Origin of the sequence: Streptomyces brasiliensis (assembly GCF_014647875.1) — a bacterium.
Taxonomy (GTDB): domain Bacteria; phylum Actinomycetota; class Actinomycetes; order Streptomycetales; family Streptomycetaceae; genus Streptomyces; species Streptomyces brasiliensis.
Genome location: NZ_BMQA01000207.1, coordinates 1 through 1,638 on the forward strand (window position 1 = coordinate 1; position 1,638 = coordinate 1,638).

At 71.0% G+C, this 1,638-nt stretch carries 1 protein-coding gene; it reads right to left on the reverse strand.

The window, feature by feature from the left end:
* A partial coding sequence (locus IEZ19_RS49740) for an ISAzo13 family transposase (protein WP_189317950.1) occupies positions 1-1,637 on the reverse strand: 1,637 nt, incomplete at its 3' end.
* Position 1,638 lies beyond the last annotated feature (1 nt).

Genomic DNA, 1,638 nt, shown 5'->3' on the forward strand with positions numbered 1-1,638 from the left:
GAGCCGATGAGTTCCCGGAGTTCGTCGATGGAGCGTGGTCGGGTGTCGGCGGGTTCCAGCGGGCGGCCGATGGACGACAGGAGCATGCGGATCTGTCGGATGCGTTGGCCGATCATCTCGGGCGTCATGCCGAACAGCTTGGCTATGATGGCCTGGGTCAGGCCCAGCCGGTCGTGCAGGAATGCGGCCAGCACGCGGTCGATCAGGGTCAGCTTGGGCGGTCGGCCGCCGCCGGGTGCCTTCTTCCGTTCGCGACCCCGGCGTCGGCGGGTGTCGGCTTCGCGCTGGTCCTCGTGCAGCGCCCCCAGCGCCCGGATCAGCGTGGCCCACTGGGACGGGTCCATCCCGGTCACCGCTGGGTGGCACAGCCACGCGAGTTCTGGGCTGGCCTGGTTGAAGGGCTTCACCGTGCGGGCCGCGGCCTGCGCGAACGCCCGGGGCAGCAACGTGTAGTTCCAGTCGCCGTGCCACTCGTGGCGCCGCAGGGGCAGCAGGTCCATCTGGGCGTCGCTGACGCGCACGCCGGTGGGGTAGGCGGCCGTGTCGAGTTCTGCCTGCACCTTCAGCCCGGTGCGGGTGGTGGTCGCCGCGATGGTGTTCACGACGACCTCGTGGCTGGTCAGCGGGTGTCCACGCCAGTTCATGGTGATGTGGGAGAACAGCCGGTGCTCAATCCGGTTCCACTTCGAGGTGCCGGGCGGAAAGTGACACACCGTGACTTCCAGGCCGGTTTCGACGGCGAACGCGGCGAGCTCGGCCTTCCAGGCACGGGTGCGGTAGCCGTTGGAGCCGCCCGCGTCGGCGGTGACCAGCACACGGCGCGCCTGCGGGTAAGCGTCCCGGCCGACCTCCTGCCACCAGCGGCGGATGGTGGCGACCGCGAATGCGGCGGTGTTGCCGTCGCAGCCGACGCCGACCCAGCCGGTGTTCGCGGTCAGGTCGTAGACACCGTAGGGGATCACCTCGCCCGGCCCGTCTGGGTCGGGGAAGTCGTGCGAGCGGACCTTGACCGGCTCGCCTTTGCGTTGCCATTCACGCCCGGGCTGGTGGTAGTCGCCGACTTGTTCCTTCTTCTTCGCATCGACCGAGATCACCGGGTCGCCGCTCACCTGGTGGGCCTTGACCTGGTCGTTGATGTAGCGGAACTGCGCGTCGCGGTCGGGGTGGTCGGCCCCCTCCAGCACGCGGGAGTTGCCCTGCAGGCTGAAGCCCTCCTCGCGCAGCAGGTCCCCGACCGTGTCCGCGCTCACCTTGTGGCCCTGCGCGGTCAGCTCCGCGGCCAGCCTGCGGGTCGATTTGGTCGTCCAGCGCAACGGCGACATCGGATCGCCGCGCAGGTCGGGCTCGACCAGCGCGAGCAGCGCGGGACGCAGTTCCGGGTCCAGGTCCACGGCGCGCTTGCGGCCCCCGCCCGCACGCCGCACCCGGCCCAGCGGCGGCTCGCCGCTCTCCAACTCCGACGCACCCCGCGAGACCGTGGCCTCGCGGACCCCCGCGGCCCGGGCCACCGCCCGGATCCCGCCGTGGCCGAGCGAGCGTGCCTCCGCCCCCATCATCAACCGCCGCTGCCGCTCGTCCAGATGCGGGAACAACGCCTCGAACTTCGCCGCAAGCGACGCAACTGCGCCTTCGGGTATG